General features: G+C 43.3%; 18 protein-coding genes. 5 read left to right on the top strand and 13 right to left on the bottom strand.

The annotated features are described in order from the left end of the window. Positions 1–78: 78 nt before the first annotated feature. Positions 79–219 (top strand): hypothetical protein, encoded by a 141-nt coding sequence (locus AM228_RS31600; RefSeq protein ID WP_156331464.1) that lies wholly within the window; start codon positions 79–81, stop codon positions 217–219. On the opposite strand, the gene AM228_RS02025 is transcribed toward AM228_RS31600, so the two are convergent. From AM228_RS02025 to petC, 3 genes are all read right to left on the bottom strand, one after another. Further along, a complete protein-coding gene (locus AM228_RS02025; RefSeq protein WP_054464424.1) occupies positions 210–1055 on the bottom strand; it encodes an alpha/beta fold hydrolase in 846 nt (281 codons plus the stop codon). The two genes, AM228_RS31600 and AM228_RS02025, sit on opposite strands and share 10 nt — an antisense overlap. Positions 1056–1361: 306 nt before the next feature. Beyond that, positions 1362–2351 carry a cytochrome f gene (petA, locus tag AM228_RS02020; protein WP_054464423.1) on the bottom strand — a complete coding sequence of 330 codons (990 nt, stop codon included), beginning with the start codon at positions 2349–2351 and terminating at the stop codon, positions 1362–1364. Between the two features lie 113 nt (positions 2352–2464). Then, a complete protein-coding gene (gene petC / locus AM228_RS02015) occupies positions 2465–3004 on the bottom strand; it encodes a cytochrome b6-f complex iron-sulfur subunit (protein ID WP_054464422.1) in 540 nt (179 codons plus the stop codon). Between the two features lie 436 nt (positions 3005–3440). Between petC and AM228_RS02010 the strand changes: the two genes are divergently transcribed. Next, on the top strand, positions 3441–3758 hold the full coding sequence (locus tag AM228_RS02010; RefSeq protein WP_054464421.1) for a DUF3067 family protein: 318 nt from the start codon (positions 3441–3443) through the stop codon (positions 3756–3758). Positions 3759–3921: 163 nt separating this feature from the next. Here the strand turns inward: AM228_RS02010 and AM228_RS02005 are convergent, their stop codons facing one another. From AM228_RS02005 to AM228_RS01990, 7 genes are all read right to left on the bottom strand, one after another. Beyond that, positions 3922–6708 carry a PAS domain S-box protein gene (locus AM228_RS02005; protein WP_054464420.1) on the bottom strand — a complete coding sequence of 929 codons (2787 nt, stop codon included), beginning with the start codon at positions 6706–6708 and terminating at the stop codon, positions 3922–3924. Positions 6709–7144: 436 nt separating this feature from the next. Then, positions 7145–8242 (bottom strand): WD40 repeat domain-containing protein, encoded by a 1098-nt coding sequence (locus tag AM228_RS30645; protein ID WP_054464419.1) that lies wholly within the window; start codon positions 8240–8242, stop codon positions 7145–7147. 75 nt (positions 8243–8317) lie between these two features. Further along, on the bottom strand, positions 8318–9193 hold the full coding sequence (locus AM228_RS34815) for a WD40 repeat domain-containing protein (protein ID WP_231636546.1): 876 nt from the start codon (positions 9191–9193) through the stop codon (positions 8318–8320). Between the two features lie 162 nt (positions 9194–9355). After that, a complete protein-coding gene (locus AM228_RS34810) occupies positions 9356–9637 on the bottom strand; it encodes a hypothetical protein (protein WP_231636544.1) in 282 nt (93 codons plus the stop codon). 80 nt (positions 9638–9717) lie between these two features. After that, positions 9718–10182, bottom strand: coding sequence for an AAA-like domain-containing protein (locus tag AM228_RS34805; protein ID WP_231636543.1), 465 nt, complete (start codon positions 10180–10182; stop codon positions 9718–9720). Between the two features lie 41 nt (positions 10183–10223). After that, positions 10224–10601, bottom strand: coding sequence for an AAA-like domain-containing protein (locus AM228_RS34800; RefSeq protein ID WP_231636541.1), 378 nt, complete (start codon positions 10599–10601; stop codon positions 10224–10226). 487 nt (positions 10602–11088) lie between these two features. Beyond that, the gene (locus AM228_RS01990; RefSeq protein ID WP_231636539.1) at positions 11089–11829 is read right to left on the bottom strand and encodes an alpha/beta hydrolase; all 741 of its coding nucleotides are present in this window, start codon (positions 11827–11829) and stop codon (positions 11089–11091) included. A gap of 258 nt (positions 11830–12087) precedes the next feature. Between AM228_RS01990 and trmFO the strand changes: the two genes are divergently transcribed. Next, positions 12088–13425 (top strand): FADH(2)-oxidizing methylenetetrahydrofolate--tRNA-(uracil(54)-C(5))-methyltransferase TrmFO, encoded by a 1338-nt coding sequence (gene trmFO, locus AM228_RS01985; protein WP_054464418.1) that lies wholly within the window; start codon positions 12088–12090, stop codon positions 13423–13425. Positions 13426–13470: 45 nt separating this feature from the next. On the opposite strand, the gene truB is transcribed toward trmFO, so the two are convergent. Then, entirely contained in the window at positions 13471–14376 is a 906-nt protein-coding gene (gene truB / locus AM228_RS01980) for a tRNA pseudouridine(55) synthase TruB (protein ID WP_054464417.1), read from the bottom strand. A 454-nt stretch (positions 14377–14830) separates the two neighbouring features. Here truB and AM228_RS01975 point away from each other — a divergent pair, with 454 nt between their 5' ends. Together AM228_RS01975 and AM228_RS01970 are read left to right on the top strand one after the other, a co-directional pair. Continuing rightward, positions 14831–15514, top strand: coding sequence for a RodZ family helix-turn-helix domain-containing protein (locus AM228_RS01975; protein ID WP_082348705.1), 684 nt, complete (start codon positions 14831–14833; stop codon positions 15512–15514). Between the two features lie 420 nt (positions 15515–15934). Further along, on the top strand, positions 15935–18472 hold the full coding sequence (locus AM228_RS01970) for an NACHT domain-containing NTPase (RefSeq protein ID WP_054464415.1): 2538 nt from the start codon (positions 15935–15937) through the stop codon (positions 18470–18472). Positions 18473–18695: 223 nt separating this feature from the next. Here the strand turns inward: AM228_RS01970 and AM228_RS01965 are convergent, their stop codons facing one another. Next, the gene (locus tag AM228_RS01965; RefSeq protein WP_231636538.1) at positions 18696–19508 is read right to left on the bottom strand and encodes an aminotransferase class IV; all 813 of its coding nucleotides are present in this window, start codon (positions 19506–19508) and stop codon (positions 18696–18698) included. A 187-nt stretch (positions 19509–19695) separates the two neighbouring features. Beyond that, positions 19696–20514: a pentapeptide repeat-containing protein gene (locus tag AM228_RS01960; RefSeq protein WP_054464414.1), complete on the bottom strand. Its 819-nt coding sequence runs from the start codon at positions 20512–20514 to the stop codon at positions 19696–19698. Positions 20515–20559: the final 45 nt, after the last annotated feature.

Raw genomic sequence — 20559 nt, 5'->3', positions numbered from 1 at the left:
TAGTTTTTTTTCAGTTTTGGAGTTGATTTTTGATTTATTATAGTCTCAAATCTCAGAAAAAAACTGTCATTCCCGCGAATGCGGGAATCCACGGATTTACTTCGGGAACGAAATCTCAGAAACCGGGTTTCTATGGGACTCTTTCGTTTTCAGCAAGGATTGCTTCAAGAAACCCGGTTTCTTTGTTTCTTAATTGTTTTGCAAGAAGCCTATTCTTGACGACGCAAAAAGGGCAATATAATATCGCTGATTTCTGATGACCAATGTTCTTGAGGATAATGTCCCGCTTTTTCCAGTTTGACTAACTGACCATTGGGTAGAGATTTAACCAGTTTTTCCCCATCGAGTACGGGCAACCAAGGGTCTTCTGTCCCCCAAATAATTAAGGTAGGTTTTTGCCATGCTTTTGCCCCAGATTCAATTTCAGTCATGGCATTTTTGAGGTCAAGTTTCCGCACAGTATTTAACAGTGATCTGCCTGCGGCGGAACTTTGGAGTAATGGTGCCCGATAGATTTTTAAGTCTTCGTCAGAAATAGGATATCCGCAGCCCGCTTCCAAGGTGCGATCGATGGAAAGAGGGTCTTGGGTAATCATGTCACCGATGAATGGTAAACCAAATTGTTTGATTTTCCAAGGTAATTTTGATTCTGAAGAAACGGGAGCATTAAGTATGATTAATCGCTCAATTTTTTCTGGATTTTTCAGGGCATATTGGAGGCCAACAGTGCCTAAAAATCCTTGAATTGCTAAAGAAAAATTGGCAATTTCTAGGGTGTTGAGAAAGCTATCCAGGGCGCTGATAAAGGCTTCAGGAGTGTAGGGAAAGTCCTGTTTTTCCGGTTTAGCTGATTGACCAAAGCCAATCCAATCAGGAGCGATCGCCCGAAATCCTTTTTCTGCCAAATTCCGCATAATCACTGTCCAACTATAACTTTGGGCAGCTAGTCCATGTAACAACAATACCGGGGGGCGATCGCTGGGGTTTTGGGGATTAATTTCCCGATAAAACCACTTCAGGGAACCCACTTCAACTACTTTTTCTTCAACTTTCACGATGTTATTTTTATTTTCAGATTGTCAATCATTAAGCTTACTCCGTTTCCAAGTAAAAATGCAATATAGCGCTTATTATTTGGATGAAGTACAGAGGTTTTCTGGATTCCCGCATTCGCGGGAATGACAGGTTTTTTTGTACTTTATATAGTTGTTTCAATTGTGCTTGATCCAATGCTTGCGCCCCATCTCAGCATTGGATCAAGCATAATTGAAATAAATATAGCAGTAATTTTTGAAATTTGTATAAAAAAAGGGAGCAAATTGCCCCCTTTTTTGAGTTAACTGATTAAAGCTACTTTAGGCTTAAAAGTTCATTTCGGCTGCTTGAACTTTTTCGACTTGTTTCTTCTTCAGAACCAGAAGAATTTGAGACAAGATGACGATGCCAAAGAAAGCTAATAATCCTTGAATCCGCGCCGCACTTTGCAACACGATTTCTGTATCGCGCTGACCAAAACCACCCACATTGGGATTGTTGGTCAAAGCTTGACCAGCGGTGACTTGATCGCCTTCGGCAACGATCAATTCTGGGCCGGCAGGAATCACATCAACAACGGACGCGCCGTCAGTGGATTGAATGGTCACTTCATAACCACCAGAGGCAGCCTGAGCAATTTGGCTAATGGTTCCGGCAGCGCTGGCATTATAGATAGTATTGTTGGTTTTATCCCCGGTTGGATAAACTTGTCCCCGACCCCGGTTGCCCCCAGCGTGAATCGAATATTTACCGTATTTAATCGATTTATCGGTTTCGGGATTGGGAGATAAGACCGGAAATACAATCTCTTGATATTGTTCACCGGGTAATGGGCCGATGATCACAACGTTTTCTTGGTCAGCACTGTAAGGCTGGAAGTAAAGTCCTTCGACTTTTTCCTTCATTTCTTCAGGAATTCTGTCTTCTGGAGCAATCTTAAAGCCTTCGGGCAACATTAAGACGGCACCAACGTTTAAGCCACCTTTGCTGCCATCACCTAAGACTTGTTGGGCTTGAGTGTCGTAAGGAATTTTCACGACGGCTTCAAACACCGTGTCCGGTAACACAGACTGAGGCACTTCCACTTCAGTGGGTTTGGCACCGAGGTGGCAGTTGGCGCAAACAATGCGTCCGGTGGCTTCCCGAGGAGTTTCGGGAGCGGTTTGCTGCGCCCAGAAAGGATAGGCAGCGGCTGACTGGGGAATTACCAGGTCGCTGGCAATGAATAAGCTAAGGGTGGTGACGGCTAAAACCAGTCCTTTGGCGATCGCCTTTTGACTAAGCCGTAGTATCTCCGATAAGGAATATGTTTTCATCTTCGATGAGAGGTTCTCTGCTCCAAAGGTCAAACGTGGGAAATAACGCGGGAAATTTAGATTACTTCAATGGGCAATTACATTGAAAATCTAAAGGCTAAAATTTAAAATTTTTACGCCCAGTAGGGTTCTTCCCCGGTGCGGAAGTCGGTTTCAGTCCATTGACTGATAAACACGGTGTCGTCTTGCACGTTGACGTGAGTCAGGGCTAGAGACAACGGTGCAGGGCCACGCACAACTTTGCCTTCGGCATTGTACTGAGAACCATGACACGGGCACATAAATTTATTTTCACCAGCGTTCCAAGGCACCACGCAACCCAGGTGAGTACAAACGGCGTTGATTCCGTAATCTGCTAGACTTTTGTCTTCAGTTACTACTAAGTAGGTGGGGTCGCCTTTAAGACCTTGGACTAAGGTGCGATCGCCTGAATTATGACTAGCCAAGAACTGGGTGGCTTTCACATCATTACCCAGGGCATCTTTAGCAGTGACACCCGATCCACCACCCCCACTAGAGGGAGGAATAAAATATTGAACGACCGGATAAAGTGCGCCTAACGCGGTTCCCGTAACGGCACCAAAGGTCAGAAAATTCATAAATTGACGACGCCCCATGCTGGGGACATCGGGAGATCCAGAAGCTTGAGCCATGAGCTAAACAGCTAGGTGTATGGTACAGTTTTATTTTTTAATAGAGCAATCCCAATCGGGAGTTTGACGGTTCACCGTTCCTGGTTCACCGTTGCTGGTTCACCGTTCCTGGTTAACTGTTAACTGTTAACTGTTAACTGTTCACTGTTCACTGTCAAGGGTTACTTGTCACTTGTCATTAGACTTAACAACTAAGGACTAAGGACTAAGGACTAAGGACAGGGGTGAACGATGAACGGTCAGCCTCCGTGCAGACGGGGGTCAACGGTCAACTGTTAACTGTTAACTATCAACGGTCAACTGTCAACCCTCAACAGCTTGAGATGCCCAATTAGAGCATTCCTTAGAGAATTATTACATTCTTTTACGCCATAATCGTAATTTCTGAAAACGGGATTTTTGTAAATTGTGATTGTAAAATTGTTCTTTTAATGATATGGACGGAAATACATTACGAGCATTGTTGATCCAGAAATGGGGATATTCCTACGACATTCAACTGCGCCGGACTCAAGGTAAGATGTTTGTCCAGGTGATGTGGAAATACTTAGAGCAAGCCTCTTTTCCCATGACCGAAGCGGAATATCAAGAGCATTTGAACGCAGTGGCGAATTATCTGCACGCTTGGGGCGGGTTTGAGCAAGTGCAACGTTTTATTGAAAATACTCAGGAACGTCCTCGGTTGGGTAAAGCGGTCAGTATTCCCATTGATTTGGGCGAAAGGGCTTCTGAATGGATTTTGGAAAATTCCTAAGCTGGCTGAATGCTTTAAGTCCCTCTGGGACGCGATTCGCGCTTCGGGATCCGCGAAAGCGGAATCGCACCAGAGGCGCTCAACAGGCTCTCAACAATTGATAAAAATGGAGAATAACCACCACAGGATTATTCTCCATAGACAATTCTGAATGAAATCATATTTAAATTCCCGAAATGGGTAGAGTGATGGCAAATTCTGTACCTTGACCAACGGTGGAAAAACATTCTATTTTTCCTTTATGTTGTTCGGTAATAATTTTATAACAGATCGAGAGTCCTAAGCCGGTTCCTTGACCGACATCTTTGGTGGTGAAAAAAGGGTCAAATACGCGGTCTTTGACCGAGGCAGGAATCCCTGATCCATTATCAATGATGCGGATTTTCACCGATTGGCGATTCCCGCCCATTTCAGTAATAAGCTCAGTAATAATCTGAATTCGACTGGGGTTTTGTTCAAAATCAGCCCAAGACCGGGTGCGATCGCGCAAAGCGGATCGCTGCCGCGAATCGCGCTGGTCTATCGCATCAATAGCATTATTAATAATATTCATAAACACCTGATTCATTTGATCGGCATAACATTTAACTAAAGGTAACTTACCATAGTGTTTTTCTATTTGAATTTCGGGACGATTTGCCGTGGCATTCAAGCGAGGCTGCAACAAAATTAAGGTACTATCAATTCCTTGATGAATATCCACCGCTTTAATCCCAACTTGATCCATGTGGGAAAAAGTGCGTAAAGAAGAAACAATCGCCTTAATTCGATTCGCCCCTTGTTTCATGGATCCGATCAAATTAGGAATATCTTCGATCATAAATTCTAGATCGATATCTTCGATTCGATCCGTAATTTCTGCGGCGGGTTCAGGGAGATAGGTTTGATAAAGCTGAATTAGTTGAATTAAATCTTGCACATAGGTCTGAATATGAGCCAGATTACCATAAATAAAATTCACGGGATTATTAATTTCATGGGCAATTCCTGCCACCAGTTGACCCAAACTAGACATTTTTTCTGTTTGAATTAATTGACTTTGAGCATGGCGTAACTCTTCTAAAGCTTTAGCTAATTCCTGAGTTTGTCGTCTCAATTTTGCTTCGGAATTCCGTAGGGCTGATTCCGCTTCTTTTCGGGCGGTAATATTTTCTTGAATTCCGAGAAAATGTGTCATATTTCCCTCAGCATTAAAAATCGGCGAAAGCGTCGCTTGTGCCCAATAAAGCGAGCCATCTTTGCGGCGGTTATGAAATTCCCCACGCCATTCTCGTCCCGATTTAATCGTTTGCCACAACTCCTGATAATAAGCTTTGCTTTGTTTACCGGAATTCAAAATCCGAGGAGTCTTGTCCTTAACTTCTTCAAAGGTGTAGCCAGTCATTTGAGCAAACTGGCGATTTACATACTCAATTTTGCCGTGCAAATTAGTAATAATAATCCCATTGGCGCTTTGTTCTACAGCTTGGGAAAGCTTGCGTAATTCTTCTTCGACTTGTTTGCGGGCAGTGATATCCAGGCTGTATTCAATTATCTGCACCACATTTCCCTCCTCATCTAAGATCGGATAGCCGTGAACTTCTACCATCATCGGTTCGCCATTAGCCCGAAAGTGGGTATGTTCAAGCACCACCGGCTGTTTGGTCTGCTGAACGATTTGCAAGGGGCAAGAATGTCGGGCATTTGTACAGGAGGTATTGCTTTGATGGGTTAAACCCAGGCTAATTCCTCGATCTAATTTCCCCAGCTTTTTGGCCGCAGTATTCGCCGTAATAATCTTGTAATCTTTGACGTTAACCACATAGAAAGGATCCGCTAGAGAATTGATGATATTATTTAAAAATTTATTTTGTTGTTCAATTTGTTTTTCCGCTTCAGCCCGTTTATTTTGAATATTAGTTAACCAGAGAGCAATCACCAGACCGATCGCCCCTAATCCGAAGAAAAGCAGGGTCGTTTCTTGCCGAATGGGGTTGAGTGCCTCCTGGAGATCCGCAGTGGATATATAGGAAACCACTTGCCAATAATATTCTGAGGCACCGATTTCCGCTTGGCTGGGAGCAAAGGCTTCTTGGGCGATCGCAATACTGGATTTTTGTGTTCCCCTTAAAGGATAGATAGTGACAAAGGTAAATAAGCCATTTTTACTATAAAATTGACCGGATTTTTTTTTGCTCATTTTTTGCCATTCCTCTGGAAAATATTGCCCAAAGGTTTGATGGTTGCGATCGCCATACATAAACCCCCACAACCGGGCATCTTCCACTCCCGTCAGCCAAAAACCCTGGGCGTTTAGCAGCATCACATTCCCCGGAGCATAAGCCGCATTATTTTTCAGTTGGTTTAACAACTGATTTCCCAGGTAGTTAAGTAAAACAATTCCTCGTTTTTGATTCTGGTCATCAAACACCGGAACCCCAAATCGAATCATTGGTTTTAATGGTTGTTCAATTTGGTTTCCTTCCACATTTAAATCAAAGGGAGAAACAAATATTTTTCCTGGATCGATCTGAAATGTATCTTTAAAGTAATAGCGATTTCCTTGATTTTGCAGTTTTTCATCCGGCACAATCGATGCGCGATCGCCATTAAAATTCACCCGAACAATTTCCATCCCGGTTTGGTCTAAAAACCGAATCTGGTCGTACATTTTTTTTGAGGCGGAAAAATTTAAAAATTCACGGGCTAATTCATCCCGATATTGGGGATTTTCTAGCTTAATATATAATTGCAATTCATTAAGTTTTGTTAAAAATATTAAATCAGATACGATTAACTGAAATTCCCTGGTAATTTGGTCAGTTTGGCCTTTGACACTATTACTGGCTTGGATTTCCAGAACAGTTTTCGCCTGCTTTGCTTGTTGAGCATAAATAATCCCAGTAACAACAGCTATGGGTGTGATAAGAAGCAAGAAGGTAGTCACAAACCGGATGGTTTTTTGAATCATGGTTGATTCCGCCTGTAAATATAAATAGGTTGTAAATCTGAGTCTATATTGCGATCGCTCCCTGAATATTAGGACTTACGCAACGACTCTATATATGGGGTATTAGTCGGTAACAGTCTGGGAAAAACACCCTACCGATAGCGTTCATGGGTAATTCCTGAATATTTAAAATTGGCCAAATTTGGCCACAGATCCCCGACTTTTGCCAAGAATCCGGGAATCTTAAATCTCATGGGAGCATCTATCCCCTGCTTTTCCACCCACATAAGTGCCGGGAAAAGCTATCCCGCTATCACCCTGTTCCACCTCAACATTAGTCCGCAGATAATCCCGCAACTAATCCCGCAACCAATCACAAGCATACTCCAGAGTGGGAATATCACTGCCTAGATCCCCCCACTCAATCCAACTATTTAGTAATGTTTATTAGTCATGCTTACTTTCCTAGTTCTACTCCTTTACATAAATCCCGATCGCCCTCTTCCACCTCAACATTTGTCTGCAAATAATCCTGCACCCAATTGCAAGCATAATTGAGCGGTTTCAGAGCGAGAATATTCTTTAAATTCCAGATAATCATAGTGCCTTCTTCTCCCCCAGAAACCAGGAAGTTGCCATCAGCGGTAAAAGCCACGCTAAAAACCATCGATTGATGACCGGGTAAAATGGCGAGTAATTCTCCGGTATTACTCCATAATTTTACATTCGTATCTACTCCCGCTGTCGCAATAATTTTACCGTCAGGACTGATGGCCAATCGGTTTAACCCACTTAAATTAGGTATCGTCTTGAGTAATGTTCCATCTAATTCCCACAATTTCAAGTTACCATCGCGACTAGAAGTGACAACCAAATTTCCTTGAGGACTAAAAGCAACTCCCCAAACTGGGCCATCGTGGTTCAGAGTGGCCGCTAATAAACCATCGGCAACCCGCCAAATTTTAGCGGTGCCATCAGCGCTGGCCGAGGCAATGAATTGACCATCAGGACTAAACCCTAATCTCCAAATAATTTGATTATGCGCGGGAAAACTATGCAGTAATTTTCCTTCAAAATTCCAAAGTCTAATCGTTTTATTATCTCCAGAAGCGATGGTTTTTCCATCAGGGGCGATCGCCAGAGCATTAACCGGCGCTTGATGTCCTGCGAAAGTTTTGAGCAGTTTTATCTCTGAAGTTTCTGGATTACTAATATCCCAAATTTGCACTTGCTGATCCACACTACCCGTCACTAACATTCGACTATCTTGACTAAAAACCGCCGTCCGAAAAACTGTAGATTTGTTATCTTTCAGGGTTTGCAAAAGTGTGCCATCAGACCGCCATAATTTTAGGGTTTGATCCACACTGGTTGAAGCGATTAATTTACCATCCGGGCTCGTCGCCACATCCCAAATCTTATGCTCATGTGCCTTGAGGGGTTTTAATAGATCGTGATTCAGCTTCCAGAGTTTAATTTCCCCCTGATTATTCGCCGAGATTTCCATTAAACCATTGGCACTCATGGCCACGAATCCAACTTGGCTGCGAAACATATTTAACTCGGCAATCAAGTTGCCGTTAAAATTCCAATATTTAATTGTGTTTTATTCGTCAATTGTAGTATTTTTTTATTGAAAATAAATAGCAAAAAATTCCCGATTGGTGGGAATTGTTTTGACTAAAGTGCCGTCTATTTTCCACAGTTTTGCCGTGAGATCGTGACTAACAGATACCAGTAAATCTGTCCCTGGGCAAAACTTTACATCCGAGACAGTTTTCTGATGTCCTTTTAGGGTGTTCAGCAAGCTACCATCAACGCTGCATAGTTTAATCGTATTATCCGCTCCAGCAGAATCAATCATAAGGCTATCGGGACTAAAAGTCACACTTAGCACGATGTTTTGATGACGGATAAATGTTTTTAAGAGTTGGCCATCAAGGTTCCACAATTTTACAGTGCGATCGCCACTTGCTGAAGCGATTAGTTGACCATTGGGGCTAAACGCCACTCCCCAAACCGGCATTTCATGGGCTTTAAAACTTTTGATTAATGTACCATCAACCCTCCAAATTTTCACAGTGCCATCTAAACTCGCTGCTACGAGTAAATGACTGTCAGGACTAAACATCACCCGCCCAACGGATCCGCTATGTTTTAAGATATGCAAAAGTTTCCCATCCGGTTGCCAAATTCTCACGGTTTGATCTTCAGCACCCGTGGCAATTAACTGAAGGTTGGGACTAATATTCACCGCCGTAACACTGCCTTTATGTCCGCTTAAATGGTTAAATTTATAACTTCCATAGACTGCTTGATTTAAGGCAGTTTCCACATTTTCTATGGTGGCGCGATCGCCTTTGGAAAAATTTTCTAACTTGCGGTTAGCTTGAATTGCGGCAATTATTGCATCTAATTGTCGATTGGCAAGCAGCAAACTTTCTGAGGATGCAGTTAAAGCTTTTATTTCGCTAATTCTGGCTTCTCGATATTGTTGAAAAGCCAAGACTCCTAAGCCAGAAGATACCAGAAAAGCTAGACTGATTGCTCCTAAAAATAATCTGTGTAATTTGGCAGTTTTTTGTTCTTGCCATAACCTTCTTTTTTCCTCAGCTAATTGGGCAGCGATCGCTTTTGCTTCAGATTCAATAGCTTTAGATCCTTCGGCTTATAAAGCCCGTTGGACTTCTTGTTTGTCACAGTCCACCGAAGCGGCTAAAAACTGATAATCTAAATCGCTTAAACTTTTGCCTTGCGCCCATATTTGCGCCTCTTTTAAAGCTCGGCCTCTTAATAATCGTGATTCATCGGTTTGCCCCGAAGCAACCCAAGCATCAAAAGTTTGAGAATAAGGCCGTAAGGCTGAAAGTTGTTTTTCTACCGACTTTTGATTAAAAAATTCCTGATAAATTTTATTTTTTACTTGTAAATATTTCTGATGTTTGACCACCAAACCTGATAAAATTAGTTCTGTAATCTCCCAGCTTTGTGTTGGTTATGCAAAATGCGATCGCGAATGGTTATTAAATGTTATGGTTCATCCTGAGACTCCCAATGCTTAATCACTTGGCTTTTGACCAAATTTTGCACCCAAAATGCTTCCGTACTTGGGGGAATACTTAAGCCATATGCCATTGACTTGGCTGCTATTGTAACTAAATTACAGAGTTTTTGAGTCAGAAAAGGTTGGCCATTTGTCCAAAGCAAGATTTCTTGCAAGACGTTTTCTGGATGACTCACATGAGCTTCTAATCCTTTTAAAAGCGGCTGCGCTTGTTCCAGAGTAAATCCCCCTAAATCGATCGCGGTGCCAATATTAAAGGGAGTGCGGCTTTTATCTTGGATTAAATCACTGGGAGTAGCTACCCCAAATAAGGCAAAGCTAAGACGATGGTATGCGGGATTAGTGGCTCTTTGGTTGTAGCAAAACCGAATCAGAGCAAAAAAGTCATCTACCGCAAAATATAACCGAAAAATACTATCAATTTTATCCAAAAAATCAAAAATTTTTATGCATTTATATTTGTTAAAATAACTTATTCGATAAAATTACTTAATTTTGGCAATAAAGAAACTTCTTCCACTTCTTGCAACCAAGATTTTAGCGGAAACTTGTCAATTAAATTAAATCCCCGCCATAATTCGGTGACAATTCCTTTGTACCATTGTAAAGGGGTAATATTTTCACTGCAAATTCGAGTTAGGTCAATGGTAGTACAACCATATCCCTCTTGTTCTAAGCGCTTTCTCGTATGTACCATTAGGGAAGATTTGCCCATTTGTCGGGAATTAAACACATAGCAAAACTCGCCTTTAATTAAGGCTTGATAAAGTTGCTTGTCTGCCAGACGTTCCACATAAGTCGGGGCATCACTGGCTAGACTGCCCCCCACTTGATAAAAATATTCAGTCATTTTTGCTCTCTGGTTCTACTCTGTTATTTAATAGACAAAAATGTACAATTATAAAAAGCCGATGACGGTGGATCGGGTAGTTGGGGTGATCGATCTCAATATTTTGCCAGAATTGTTTAATATGTATATAATATAAAACACCTAAATCTTTGCTATAAATTTTTTTCAAAAACAAAACTTCAAAAAGCAACGATTGACACGGGTTGCTTGGAGGTGTTCGGTTACGCTGTCGCTAAACCAACACCCGCTTTTGAGGGGGCAAGATAAACAAAATAATTGATGCTTGATTAAGCTTATTTAATATAGTAATTAGGAGAGAGATATGCCGGGTTTATTTATACCTATGAGTATTTGATTTCATAAAATGCCTGCAAAACTAACGGTAAACTTGCCATAATGCTTCGGTATGATGGCCGTCTGTGTCTTGATAAATATACAAACTTTGATTTTGAATATAGCCAAATTTATCACAAAGTAAATCGGCCATTTATCTTCCCCTTTTAGTGGCATATGCTTCAATAAACCAGTTATGAAATCCTCGATCGCGCAATAGTCCCCAATCTAACCAAATTCGAGGGCGAATACTGGCATTTTTGAGGGTAGGAGTACAGAGTTTTAATAACCGAGAATGGGATAAACTAATTAACATTCCCGATCCTGTATCAAGACCCACCCAAAATGATGGGGAAATAGCCGCCGCATTGCCAAAACATTCGGGACGACGACAAGCGGTATAAAAAGCCGCAAGTCCGCCGTGAGAACTGCCTAAAATTGTGGTTTCTTTAGGGTGAGATAAGGTACGATAGTGTTGGTCGATAAATGGCTTTACTGAGTCTGCTAAATAGTGGCTATATTCTTCGAGTCCACCCCCACCTCGTCCTGGGACAGGTTCATGGGTGTATTCCCAGTCACGGTTTAACGGACAAACCGCTAAGATAATTAATTTGCGGATAGCACTTCTTTGGTAAAGGTCGCAGAGAGTTTCCGCTGTCCACCAAGATTTTCCCACCATTCCACCGGGAAAAAATGCCGTATCTCCATCATTCATATAGAGCACTGGATAGCGATCGCCCACCGCTTCATATTCTCGCGGTAAAAATACATGAACTTTCCGAGGTTGGTCGGTTTTTCCCCCCACCTGAAAATTATCATAAGTGTGAAAAAATCCCGCTTCATGTCCGCGATCATAGAACCAGCCTCTTTGGTTGCCTTTATAAAATTCGCTCATAATTGATTTTTGTTAGTGGTTGATGGTTGGTGGTTGGGTAGGGATTCTTTGGTTAGTGGTTGGGTAGGGATTCTTTGGTTGGTGGGTAGGGATTCTTTGGTTGGTGGTTTAATCCGCATAACGAATAACTAAGAACTAAGAAAAAAAAATAAAATTCTTAGGGTGGGCATTGCTCACCCTACAATATATGATGGTGGGCATTGCTACAATTAATTTTTCCTTTACTGAACAAATTAAAGCAAAGCTAAAGCAAAAACGATGAATCAACAACCCGTACAAGTGATTGGTGGTGGACTTGCAGGGACTGAAGCCGCGTGGCAAGTAGCCCAAGCTGGAGTGGCCGTGGTTCTCCATGAAATGCGCCCAGTGCAAATGACCCCTGCCCACCATAGTGAGGAGTTAGCCGAGTTAGTTTGTAGTAATTCTTTTGGGGCAAAAGCGAGCGATCGCGCTGCCGGATTACTCCATGAAGAATTGCGACAACTAGGGTCAATTATTATTGGTAAAGCAGACGAACATTCAGTCCCCGCAGGCGGGGCGCTGGCGGTTGATCGCGGAGTATTTAGTCGAGAACTCACCGAAACTTTGGCCAATCACCCATTAATTGAACTGCGCCGGGGTGAAGTGCAAAATATTCCCTTAGATGCGATTACCGTACTCACCAGCGGGCCGTTAACCAGTGCGGCATTAGCGGCGGATTTGCAACAGTTTACTGGCATGGAGTATATGAGTTTTTTTGATGCCGCCAGTCCCATTGTCCTGGGGGAATCAATTAACTTTGACATTGCTTTTCGTGCCTCTCGTTATGATAAAGGAGATGCGGACTATATTAATTGTCCCATGAACCGAGAACAGTATCTTAATTTTTGGCAAGAATTATGTGCCGCAGAACAAGCCGAATTAAAAGACTTTGAACGAGAAACCGCTAAATTTTTTGAAGCCTGTTTACCCATTGAAGAAATGGCCAAACGGGGAGAAGATACTATGCGTTATGGGCCGCTAAAGCCCGTGGGACTGAATGACCCCCGCACGGGAGAACGTTATTATGCAGTGGTGCAATTGCGCCAAGAAGATAAGGCCGGGAATTTATGGAATATGGTTGGCTTTCAAACTAATTTAAAATGGGGGGAACAAAAGCGGGTTTTTCAATTAATTCCCGGCTTAGAAAATGCGGAGTTTGTCCGCATGGGGGTCATGCACCGGAATACGTTTATTAATTCTCCAGAATTGCTCGATCCTACGTTACAATTTAGAAAAAAACCCACCTTATTAGCGGCAGGTCAACTCATCGGTACTGAGGGCTATACCGCAGCAGCGGCTGGGGGTTGGTTAGCGGGAACAAATGCGGCCAGAATTGCTTTAGGTTTGCCTCCGGTGGCGTTACCGGAAACGACGATGATGGGCGCATTATTTGCGTTTATTAGTTCAGCTTCGCCGAAACATTATCAACCGATGCCGCCGAATTTTGGCATTATTCCCGATTTACCCCAAAAGGTGAGAAGTAAGCCGGAACGTTATGGGAAATATCGCGATCGCGCTTTAGGGGATTTAGCTCATTGGCGCCGTAATATTTTCCAGCCATTAGTAGCGGTTTAATTTACGATCGTAGGGTGGGCATTGCCCACCCTACCATATATGATGTTAGGCCATTTCCGCGAATACCATTTTGGGGATTAATTGTGGTGTTTCGCTATCAGAAATTACGGCAATGCCTAAAAATTCTCCATCTTCAGAATGGACTCGAAAGGGAGAATTTTCTGTCGGTGACAGGTTAGATAAAAACTCGGTAATTTTCTGTCCTTGGCACCAACGATGAGCGATCGCATTTTCCAGAGTAATTTGCGGTAAATGGATTAACCCAGTTACGGGCGAAATCAAATTAAAACTGCCCGATTGTAACTGAGTTTCTAACTCTTCAAAGGTGATACTTTGGTCAAGGGTAAAGCCACTACTTTCGGTGCGAGTCAAATGGGCAAGGGTGCCACCCGTACCGAGTCGCTGCCCCAGGTCACGAGCGATCGCCCGAATATAAGTCCCCGGCCCACAGGCGATCGCCAGATCCAATTCGGGAAAGTCCCCATCACGCCAGTCTAGGAATTTAATCTCGTAAACCTCCACCTCCCGGACAGGCACCTCCACCGCTTCCCCGCGACGGGCTAAATCATATAATCGTTGACCTTGGACTTGAATCGCACTGTAAGCCGGTGGGACTTGGGAAATCTTACCCACAAATTCCCTCAAAGCCGCGATCGCCGCTTCCGGCAACCGCTCCACGGACACCGGCTCACGAGTTAAAATTTCCCCTTCTAAATCATCGGTCGTCGTCGTCACACCTAAGCGAATCGTGGCGCGGTACGCCTTAGTTTGGGGCAAATACTGCAACAGTCGAGTGGCCTTACCCACAGCCACGGGTAAAACCCCCGTCGCCGCAGGGTCTAAAGTACCAGCGTGACCCACACGCTTAATCCGCAACAGTCGTCGGATGCGGGCCACACAATCGTGGGAAGTCATCAGGGCAGGTTTATTGAGAGAGAGAAATCCGGACACGGCATTAAAACATGAGTAGTGGTTGACATTGTAACCCCGATACGTCATTCACCACCAGAGAAATCATCAAAGAAATATGCATGGAGATTTTTGGGTATTTTGACCGCGTGGCCAGCCATCAGTCATCAATTCCTTTGGACAAATTTAGTGGACAAATTTAGTGGACAAGTTTAGTAGACAAGTTTAGTAGACAAGTTTAGTGGACAAATTTAGTGGACAAGTTTAGTAGACAAGTTTAGTAGACAAGTTTAGTGGACAAGTTTAGTGGACAAATTTAGTGACCAAGTTTAGTGGACAAATTTAGTAGACAAGTTTAGTGACCAAATTTAGTGGACAAATGGATGTCTAAAGTGTTAATGATGAGGTAACAAACACATGAGGGGTCAAACCCCCTTTTTTTTAGGGTGGGACTACCAAAAAAATTTTGTTGTACTCAGTCAAGGAGACATCCGCGATGTTAAGAGCGAATTCAATGTTTGGTTTTGCCCCAGATTTTTTGGACGCCTTTCAAAAACCACAGATCCCTAGCAAATCCCCCAAACCTTTGCCAGGGCTAAATCAGCGCCATCCCCATCCCCAGCCACACAATCATTCACTGGTCGGTGATGCTTCAGCCAAGGAAAATGCGATCGATCCGCCTGTCACCAAGGCGAATGATTCCCAGGAAAATTACCGGGAATACTTACATCAAATTGGTCAGCAATTCCGGGATGCGCGGACTGCTCTGGGAATGTCCCAGTATCAACTCCATTATCAAACCCTCGTACCGATCGCCCATATTCAAGCCCTGGAAACCGGACGCATTGAAGCCCTACCCACCGCAGTCTATGTGCGAGGATTTATCCGCAAAATTGGTACAGCCCTTGGATTAGATGGCGATCGGCTGGCAGATTCCATGCCGGAAATGCATCTATTCAAAACCGTCCTGGGTTCCCGGTGTTTATCGCCCAAGTCTGGGGAGGCTAAAATTGTCTTAAGTCGGATGCATTTATATCTGGGCTATTTTGCCTTGTTGCTGATTTCTAGTGTCTGGTTAAAGCAACAAGAAAATGCCACACAAACTCAGCTAGAACCACCAGCCATTCCAGAAATTCAGGCCAATGTCAGTCCGGAAAAACTAAACTCGGCTCAACCTTAGCCAGAGGCATGGCGAAGATAGTTCGGGACAACTGCGTACAATCTAAGTATTTTATGACAAAAGCGATTGATCTTCAGTTTTGATTAAAATTTATCTATAGGAATTCTCAGAGGGTGATTGCTGACCTTGTTTGAATTCCTCGATTTAATTGTTCTGGGTCTGAACTGCGGATCAGTATCCGAACTGTCTTAATGTCATTTTGAATTCCCAAGATCCTACGCCACTTGCTCTACTTGGGTAACCCCCAAGCCTGTCCCCGCGTTGGCGGAGCCTGCGCGAAGCGCGCTTAGGCGGGGAACCGCAGTGGCTTGCTGATTTCAGATTAAATTAATCTAGAACTGAATTAGCATTGATGGCCGTGAATAATTAATTGCTATTTAACTGCTATCAACTGAAATCCCTGAACCAATATTGAATAAAATGCTCCCACAGATTGTTCGCACTCTCATTAGCTTGTTTCCGGGCAAGTCTCACCAAAGCTTCTTGCCTAATGGTTCTTATGCCACTCTTGTCCCACAAAATGATCGGGGATTTTGGCATCACCAGTCTGCTGATTTCTTTATTCCCCAACGACTTACTCCCGATAGCACTAATTTACTGTCCCAGTCGATGATTCAAGCGAAAGAATCGACGGGCAGTTTAGATATCTGGGATGTTTTGGCGGCGATGCCTGCGGATCCATCCGCCCGCAGGGTGGTATTAATTGGCAGTCCTGGAAGCGGCAAAACGACTTTATTGGAGCATCTACAACGCAGCTATGCGGAAAATCGGCATAAACAGATCCATTCAGGAGTTCCTCACCTGATTCCTTTGAGATTTTGTTTACCGGATATTCAACCGATGATTACCCAAGATCCTCCTTTGAGTTTATTGGAACTCATTGCACCGGGAGAAAGCCTGGAAAAACAACAATGGTTCCAAGGTTATCTGGATCGGGGAGAATTTTTGGTGATGTTCGATGGGTTGGATGAAGTTGATGGCAGTAACGATCCTGGCGATTCGCTCGAAGAGCGATCCGCTTTGCGGAATCGCACCAGTGCGCGGGCGCAGGTTAGCTATTGGATCGAGCAACAGATGCAAACTTATTGGCATACTCCATTTATTATTACCGCCACTTCCCATGCTTATCACCTCAGACCCTTGGCAGATGTGGGGCAGGTTCTGGAGTTGCAGCCGTTTAACGATCAGCAAATTCAGGAATTTTTACACAGTTGGCATCAGGTCAGCGATCGCTATTCCTCATCGCCGCTTGCCCCAGAAATGAACACTGGAAACCAAAGTAAGCGGTTGCTCGGTGAGATTAAATCGATGCGATCGGTGGCGAATATGGCCACCAACCCATTATTGCTTAGTGCGATCGCCTTGGTCTATGATATGGGTAAATATCTGGGTAATCTGGGTAAAATTCCCCCTCGCCGGGTAGAACTTTATCAAGCCCTTTGTGATGTCTTACTGACAACAAATTCTCCATCCGACGAGACTATTCAGACCAAGAAATTTCTGTTACAAAAGCTGGCTCTGGGCTTAATGCAGCAAAAAACAAGTCAATTTACCAGTGATTCTTTCCCAAGCTGGTTAGGAGAAAACTTAGAATTATTAAAAAATATAAAAAATTTTGGTGGGTTGTTAGTCGAAATTCAATCTGGGGTTTATAAATTTGCCCATAAAAGTTTTCAAGAATACTTGGCAGCCGCAGAAATCAAGGAATCTCAGCAAGCAGAATTGCTGGTGAAAAATATCCAAAATCTCTGGTGGCATGAAACCATCAAGTTTTATACCGCTATGAGTGAAAATGATCTAACGAATCTGCTGGAAGCGGCTCTCTCAGAACCGAGTACCTTAAATTTAGCTTATGATTGCTTGCAGGATAATTATAATGTGCCGTTGCCCCTGCAAAAAATCTTTAACATGAAATTAAATAGCGCCTTAGAATCTGCCACACCGATGATTTTTTATTCAGCGGCAAAATTGCGCTTAAAACAGCGCTGCCAAAAGCTTTTGGAAATTCAAAAGTCTGTGGTGATTTCTGACGATTATATTACCAATGCTGAGTATCAATTATTTATTGATGATAAGCGGAAATTGGGTCAATATCGCCAGCCGGATCATTGGCCAAGTCAACAATTTTCTCCTGGAAAATCTCACGAAGCGATCGCTGGAGTCCGTGGCAGTGATGCGGAGGAGTTTTGTGAATGGTTAACTCAACAATATGCTGGGTATGGGATTAGATTTCGCTTACCAACGGCGGCAGAATTACACAGCCATCCAGCGGTAGAAGAACATCTAGGGGCGTGGTGTTATGCCGAAAAAGATAAGGCGATCGCCGGATTTTCTGCCCAATTCTGGCAACAATGGCAAGAACAGATTGCGAACGCTCTGGATCGTGACCTAGAACAGTTGCGCCGTAAACAAAAAGCGTTAAAACTAGACCTAAACCGCACCTTAACTCGCGAGATTGCCTTGAAATTAGCGGCAGCCCAAAAAAAACAACTGGTTGAGCAGATTTCTCACCGATTACAGCGAGGAAAATCCCACGATATGGTGAAAAATTTAAACCATATTCACGAATTAGTTTTTACATTAGGTAGTGTCGATACCTTCGATAAAATTCGTGACTTTGCCCTGCAAGTTTCTAAAATGCGTCAACTGTTTGCGTTGCGAAAAGTCATCCGAAGCAATCCAGGAGAAATTGATAGCATTCGCCAGGATTTTTTGCTGATTTATATTTGCTTCAATTCTTTAGATAATTATCAAGTAACAATAAATGAAAATTCAGCAATTTATTTTTCTTATTCTCATCAGGTATCCAAAGATAATTTGCCGCAAAATCAAGATTACGATCGAAAGAAAAGTGAAGCGCTAAATCTGTATGCTTTTTTTAGCCTGATTCATCAGCGTTATTTTCACCAATTGCCTGCTTTTGAGGGAATTAGAATTGTTAAAGAAACCGTCAACTGATTCCTTCTGGTGACTGGCTTTCTAAAATGATGTATTTTTGAGCAGTTATGGCAGGAGGTGCGATCGCCCAATAAGGCAGCACATTCTTTTTTACTTTGCCCAGATTGCCCATTAAATCATCTCCGGTTTAAATTTATTAAAGTTAATTATTACTTGTGATTTACTGGGTGAGTTACTGGGTGACTTGGTGATTTATTGGGTGATTTACTGGGCTATTTATTGGTCAAATGGTGGTTGGCAAAAATCGCCGAAACCTCGACCAAACCGCACCATGATCGGGATAACGAAGAATTTCTGACCCAGCGCGAACTTCGCGAATGGGAACTAATTCCATCACACTATTACTCATCGCCATTGCTTCAAATCCCCGGATTAGATCCGCTGTCCAGGGTTGTTCCTGGACTAATTCCCCCTGACTCGTCAACCAGTCAATCAGTTGCGATCGCATCAAACCGGGCAAAATTCCCGCCGGTAACGGGGGTGTCCACCAGTGACCGTCTCGCCACCCCCAGAGGTTGCCAATACTGGTTTCCAGCCATCGACCCCGGTCATCCACCAAAATCGCATCGTCAGCCCCTTGCTGTTTTGCCCCTTGTAACGCCAACCAACAAGCTAAATAATTGCCGGTTTTATGGTCGGGCAGCGATCGCCGAAACTGCGGCGCATCCCACACCACCACGGAAATCCCTTGCTGCTGTTTTTCTGCTAAATCCGCAGGCAGCGATCGCCCCATAATCAATTCTCGACCATCGGGAAAAATCGTCACCCGCAACACTGACCAATGAGGGATCATTGCTTCCGCCCCCTCACGGATTTGTTGCCAGTCTGGTTCGGCCCAGCCAAAGATATTTAAACTATGTTTGAGGCGATCGCAATGTGCAATCCAATTCGTCCTCGGATGATCCAAAGACCCCCCATAAACTCGTAAAGTTGTAAACACCGTCGCCCCATAAATCAAACCCGGATCGTCAATTCTCAACTCTAAAGTTCCAGAATCTTGTAATTTCCCCTGATACCAAAATATCTGCAACGTCACAGTCACAACCTCTCTGAATTAGCCCTCTATCAATTAGGTGATCGCCATTCCCATGATAATTTATCTATCCGTTTTTTGGGGTGTAAGCTGTTGGTTATCGGGTGTCGGCTGTCGAGTTTAGGCTTTAGAGTGTATTGAGAAATTGATTTCTTTTGTTCCCAGTCCGTTACCTATCCGTTGCCAAGGATTAGCTAACCTGAGAAAATCTATCCATCCGACGATTAAATTTAGATGAATCGGGCAACCTCTGGTTAGCGATCGCCTCTTTTTCCTCCTTTGGGGATAAAGGTTTTTGACTTTCCCTGATAGCTGTTTCTGGGGACAAACCGATCGCCCCATCCAACTTCACCCCAATAAAATTAGCTCCAGTAAAATCAGCTTCTCGCAGAATAGCACCCGCCAGATTTGCATTCAACAAATTAGCATTCTTCAAATTAGCCCCGGTTAAATCAGCATCACGCAAATCTGATCCCACTAAATTTACATCACGCAAATCTGCATAAGAGAGATTTGCCCCAGTCATTTTAGCATCCTGAAGATTAGCCCCTTGAAAATTAGCGCCAACGCTATTTGAGCGTTGTAAATTCACCCGAACTAAATTCGCTCCCAGCAAATTAGCCCCTTTTAAATCCGCTGCCAACATATCGCTATTCACCAAACAAGAAAAAGTCAAATTTGCCCCAGCTAAATTAGCGTGATTGAGTGTTGCTTGTAAAAAGTTACTGCCTTTCGCTTCCACACCGTGAAGCACCGCTTCAGTCAGGTCAGCTTTCACCAAATTCGCAAAACTCAGGTGACAACCAATCAACAAAGCATGATGTAAATTTGTCCGACTGAGATTGGCAAATAATAACTGCGCCCCGGTCAGGTCAGCACCCATGAGATTAACACCAGCAAGCTGTGCTTGACTCAGGTAGCCACCTTGACATTGTTTTGTCGTCATTAACCGCTCTAAATCGCTGCGATCGCTCCACTTTTTCCCATAATTTATTGCATTGTCAGCCATATACATCCCCTTATTCTTTATTCTTTTCCAATGGCAAAATTACCC

The organism is Planktothricoides sp. SR001 (genome assembly GCF_001276715.1).
In the GTDB taxonomy this organism is placed as follows: Bacteria; Cyanobacteriota; Cyanobacteriia; order Cyanobacteriales; family Laspinemataceae; genus Planktothricoides; species Planktothricoides raciborskii.
Note: the sequence above shows the minus strand (reverse complement) of the source record. Positions and strands in the feature narration are given on the sequence as shown.

Excerpts from the sequence above, each read along its gene's own strand:
- AM228_RS31600 (WP_156331464.1), top strand. The coding sequence starts at position 79 with ATGCGGGAATCCACGGATTTACTTCGGGAACGAAATCTCAGAAACCGG.
- petA (WP_054464423.1), bottom strand. The coding sequence starts at position 2,351 with ATGAAAACATATTCCTTATCGGAGATACTACGGCTTAGTCAAAAGGCG.
- petC (WP_054464422.1), bottom strand. The coding sequence starts at position 3,004 with ATGGCTCAAGCTTCTGGATCTCCCGATGTCCCCAGCATGGGGCGTCGT.
- AM228_RS02010 (WP_054464421.1), top strand. The coding sequence starts at position 3,441 with ATGGACGGAAATACATTACGAGCATTGTTGATCCAGAAATGGGGATAT.
- AM228_RS02005 (WP_054464420.1), bottom strand. The coding sequence starts at position 6,708 with ATGATTCAAAAAACCATCCGGTTTGTGACTACCTTCTTGCTTCTTATC.
- AM228_RS30645 (WP_054464419.1), bottom strand. The coding sequence starts at position 8,242 with ATGTTTCGCAGCCAAGTTGGATTCGTGGCCATGAGTGCCAATGGTTTA.
- AM228_RS34800 (WP_231636541.1), bottom strand. The coding sequence starts at position 10,601 with ATGACTGAATATTTTTATCAAGTGGGGGGCAGTCTAGCCAGTGATGCC.
- AM228_RS01990 (WP_231636539.1), bottom strand. The coding sequence starts at position 11,829 with ATGAGCGAATTTTATAAAGGCAACCAAAGAGGCTGGTTCTATGATCGC.
- trmFO (WP_054464418.1), top strand. The coding sequence starts at position 12,088 with ATGAATCAACAACCCGTACAAGTGATTGGTGGTGGACTTGCAGGGACT.
- AM228_RS01975 (WP_082348705.1), top strand. The coding sequence starts at position 14,831 with ATGTTAAGAGCGAATTCAATGTTTGGTTTTGCCCCAGATTTTTTGGAC.
- AM228_RS01970 (WP_054464415.1), top strand. The coding sequence starts at position 15,935 with ATGCTCCCACAGATTGTTCGCACTCTCATTAGCTTGTTTCCGGGCAAG.
- AM228_RS01960 (WP_054464414.1), bottom strand. The coding sequence starts at position 20,514 with ATGGCTGACAATGCAATAAATTATGGGAAAAAGTGGAGCGATCGCAGC.